At 67.5% G+C, this 4,186-nt stretch carries 5 protein-coding genes; all 5 read left to right on the top strand.

Annotated elements, in window-relative coordinates; all coding sequences use genetic code 11:
- Positions 1-800 (top strand): ABC transporter substrate-binding protein (locus VKN16_20325; protein HME96552.1); only part of this gene is annotated, 800 nt, incomplete at its 5' end.
- 111 nt (positions 801-911) lie between these two features.
- Complete coding sequence (locus VKN16_20320) at positions 912-1,796, top strand: branched-chain amino acid ABC transporter permease (protein ID HME96551.1); 885 nt, start codon at positions 912-914, stop codon at positions 1,794-1,796.
- Between the two features lie 89 nt (positions 1,797-1,885).
- Positions 1,886-2,875: a branched-chain amino acid ABC transporter permease gene (locus VKN16_20315; protein HME96550.1), complete on the top strand. Its 990-nt coding sequence runs from the start codon at positions 1,886-1,888 to the stop codon at positions 2,873-2,875.
- Complete coding sequence (locus tag VKN16_20310) at positions 2,868-3,605, top strand: ABC transporter ATP-binding protein (protein ID HME96549.1); 738 nt, start codon at positions 2,868-2,870, stop codon at positions 3,603-3,605. The genes VKN16_20315 and VKN16_20310 overlap by 8 nt, the downstream gene beginning before the upstream one ends.
- Positions 3,605-4,186 (top strand): ABC transporter ATP-binding protein (locus VKN16_20305; protein ID HME96548.1); only part of this gene is annotated, 582 nt, incomplete at its 3' end. The genes VKN16_20310 and VKN16_20305, both read left to right, overlap by 1 nt.

Below are 4,186 nucleotides of genomic sequence, written 5' to 3'. Positions count from 1 at the left end.
TCACCGCGCCCGACAAGCTGCACCCCTACGTCTTCCGCGTGTCCGCCAACACCACGATGGAAGGCCGCAGCGCCGCCGAGATCGTGGCCAAGTGGCCGGTGACCAGAGTCGCCACCATCAGCTTCGACTACGCCTACGGTCAGGACGTGACGAAGGCCTTCGTCGAGCACATCAAGAAGCTCAAGCCGAGCGTGCAGGTCGTGGACCAGCAGTGGCCCAAGCTCGGCGAGCAGGACTACAACCCGTTCATCAATGCTCAGATGGCCAAGAAGCCGGAGGCGATCTTCTCGTCGATCTGGGGCGGGTTCTTCGTGACGTACTCCAAGCAGGCCAAGGCCCTCGGCGTGTTCGACGCCATCAAGTACAACTTCATCGGCGTCGGTGAGGCCGCCACACCGGAGACGACCAAGTCGATGGGCAAGGACTACCCGGTCGGGATCTGGGGGAACTCCTACGACGCCTTCTACTGGGGTGAGACGGCTGCCCACAAGGACTACACGGCGCGGCTGTCGAAGTACCTGAAGGACGAGTATCCGTCGTCGTGGGCGATCCAGGGCTACACCGGCATGCAGTTCCTGGTCGAGGCCATCAAGAAGGCCAACAGCACCGACTCCGACAAGGTGTCCAAGGCGCTGCTCGGCCTCACCATCCAGACGCCGATCGGGCCGCAGACGATCCGCGAGAAGGACCACCAGGCCAACCGCGGCCAGCTGTACGGCAAGACCGTGAAGGATCCCAAGTATCCGTTCCCGATCATGAAGCCGGTCGAGTACCTGGACCCGACCAAGTTCATGGACTAGCGCGCTCTCCCCTCACCCTGCCCTCTCCCCCGAGGCGAGAGGGTAGCGTCGCGGTTGCGCTCGATTCCCTCTGGCCGTCGAGGGGAGAGGGCGGGGTGAGGGGGTTCCCCGATGCCGGATCCGTCGTTCGTCTTCGCGCAGAGCCTGAGCGGCCTCACCGCCGCGATGTTCCTGTTCCTCATCGCCTCCGGCCTCTCGCTCATCTTCGGCGTCCTGCGCGTGCTGAACTTCGCGCACGGCACCTTCTACATGCTGGGGGCCTACAGCGCCTTCCAGCTGGTGCAGTGGATCGGCGTCGGGCCCGGGCGCTTCTGGCTGGCCGCGCTGGGCGCCGCCACCGCCGTCGCGATCCTCGGCGGCCTGGTGGAGCGGTTTCTCTTCCGGCATCTGTACGGCAAGGAGGAGCTGTACCAGCTGCTCTTCACCTACGCGCTCGTGCTGATCCTGAGCGACTGCGCCAAGATCATCTGGGGGACGCAGCAGAAGTCGGTGAGCCGGCCGCCGGAGCTGACCGGAGCCTTCCATCTGTTCGGGGCCACCATTCCGCACTACAACCTGTTCATCCTGCTCCTGGGCCCGGCCATCGCGCTCGCCTTCTGGTTCGTGCTGCAGCGCACCCGGGTGGGCCGGTTCATCCGCGCGGCCGCGCTCGACCGCGAGACCCTCGGCGCGCTCGGGGTCAACGTGGACGGGCTCTACACCTGGGTGTTCGTGCTCGCGTCGTTCCTGGGCGGCCTCGGCGGCGCCCTGATCGCGCCGATGCGGGCCACCACGCCCGGCATGGACACCGAAGTCATCGTGGAAGCCTTCGTGGTGGTGGTGATCGGCGGGCTCGGCTCCTTCTGGGGCACGTTCCTGGGCGCCCTCATCTACGGGCAGGTGCTCTCCTTCGGTATCCTGTTCTTCCCGCGCTTCTCGATCTTCTCGGTGTTCGCCCTGATGGCCGCCGTCCTGATCGTCCGCCCCTGGGGCCTCCTCGGCCGTCCCCTGAAATGAGCGACAAGAATGACCAGGAACCGGGCAATGCCGAATGTGGTGCGGGGGCTTGGGGGAGGAGCGGCGCCGCTCCCCCCCAATACAAACTAGTGCCTTCACGAGCGCGCCGCTTCCCCTGGCCCCTTCTCGTGCTCGCCGCCGCGTTCTTCGTGCCCACCGTCGGCTCCCGCTTCTACACCTTCCTGGCCAACGACGTGGTCATCTGGGCCCTGTTCGCGACCAGCCTCAACCTGCTGGTGGGCTACACCGGCCTGGTGTCCTTCGGCCACGCGGCCTACTTCGGCATCGGCGCCTACGCCACCGGCCTGCTCATGAAGAAGCTCGGCGTGCCGTTCCTGATCGCGTTCCCGGCCGCGGGCGTGGTGGCCGGCCTGTGCGCGCTCGTCTTCGGCTTCTTCTGCGTGCGCCTCACCCGCATCTACTTCGCGATGCTCACGCTGGCCTTCGCCCAGATCGTCTGGGCCATCTGCTTCAAGTGGAACGAGGTGACCGGCGGCGAGCAGGGCATGCCGGAGATCCCCTACCCGAGCTTCGACTGGGTCGAGCGGCTCGCTGCGGTGCTGCCGTTCGTGGGCGGCTACCGCACCTCGGACTACTACTACTTCACCTGCCTCGTCATGGTCGCGCTCTGCATCTGGGTGCTGCGGCGCATCGTGGGCTCGCCGTTCGGCCGCATGTTGACCACCATCCGCGAGAACGCGGAGCGCGCCGAGTTCATCGGGGTCAACGTGCGCCGCTACGAGCTGGCCGCCTTCGTCATCGCGGGCATCTTCGCGGGCCTGGCCGGCGGGTTGTTTGGAATCTTCAACCGCGGAGTCTTCCCCGACTTCGCGTACTGGACGAAGTCGTCCGAGGTGCTGATCATGACGCTGCTGGGCGGCATGGGCACGTTCTGGGGGCCCGCGGTCGGCGCCCTGGCCTTGATCTGGCTCAACCAGCAGATCGTGTCCTATACCCAGTACTGGCCGCTCATCCTGGGCAGCATCCTGGTGATCCTGCTCTTCGTGTTCCCGGGCGGGCTCGCCGGCGCGGTCATCGCGCTCTGGCGGCGCCTGCAGCGGAGGCCCGCCGGTGCTTGAGGTCAGCAAGATCAGCAAGAGCTTCGACGGCTTCGCGGCGGTGGGCGGCGTCTCGTTCACGGTGCCGCAGGGCTCGATCAGCGCGATCATCGGGCCCAACGGGGCGGGCAAGACCACGCTCTTCAACCTGATCACCGGCCACCTGCGGCCGGACGGCGGGCGCGTGGTGTTCAAGGAGCGGGACGTCACCGGCATCGCCCCGCACGATCTCTGCCGCCTCGGGATGGGCCGGTCGTTCCAGCGCACCAACATCTTCCCGCGACTCACCGTGTACGAGAACATCCAGGCCGCCTTCGTCTCGCACCGCGGCCGCGGCTTCAACCTGTTCACTCCGGTCGAGCGCCTCTACCGCGACGAGACCGAGAGCTTGCTCGGAGCGGTGGGTCTGCTCGAGAAGGCGGGCGAGACGTCGGGATTCCTCTCGCACGGCAACCAGAAGCAGCTCGAGCTGGGTATCGCGCTGGCGCTCGAACCCGAGATCCTCCTCCTCGACGAGCCCACCGCGGGCATGTCGGCCACCGAGACCCGCGACTCCATCCGGCTCATCGAGCGGATCGCGGCGGATCGGGGGCTGACCCTGCTCTTCACCGAGCACGACATGGAGGTGGTCTTCTCCATCGCCCACCGCATCACCGTGCTCCACCAGGGGCGGGTGATCGCCGACGGCGTGCCCGCCGAGGTGCGACGCGACCCCGAGGTGCGACGGGTCTACCTGGGAGAGGGCCACTGATGGCCGCCGGTCCGGCCGTGGCGCGCGAGGCCATCCTCACCGTGGAGGACCTCTACACCTACTACGGGCTGTCCCAGGTCCTGTTCGGCGTGTCCCTGCAGGTCGCGCGGGGCGAGTGCGTCTGTCTGCTCGGCCGCAACGGCGTCGGCAAGACCACCACCATGCGCAGCATCATCGGGCTCACCCCGCCGCGCCGGGGCCGCGTGGTGTGGAAGGGACGCGATGTGGCGGGGCGCCCGTCCTACCAGATCGCGCGCGCCGGCATCGGCTTCATCCCGGAGGACCGGCGGATCTTCGCCGACCTCACGGTGTGGGAAAACCTCGACGTGGCGAGCCGCGGCGGACGGAACGGCGGCGGCTGGACGGTGGAGCGTGTATTCGATCTGTTCCCGAAGCTGCGCGAGCTGATGAACCGCCAGGGCGGCTTCCTCTCGGGTGGCGAGCAGCAGATGCTGACCATCGCGCGCACCCTCATGGGCAACCCCGAGCTGTTGCTGCTCGACGAGCCGTCCGAGGGCCTGGCGCCGCTCGTGGTCGAGCACCTCAAGGAGCAGATCGCCCGTCTGAAGACGGAGGGGCTG

The sequence above is a fragment of the Candidatus Methylomirabilota bacterium genome, assembly GCA_035315345.1.
Taxonomy (GTDB): domain Bacteria; phylum Methylomirabilota; class Methylomirabilia; order Rokubacteriales; family CSP1-6; genus CAMLFJ01.
Note: the sequence above shows the minus strand (reverse complement) of the source record. Positions and strands in the feature narration are given on the sequence as shown.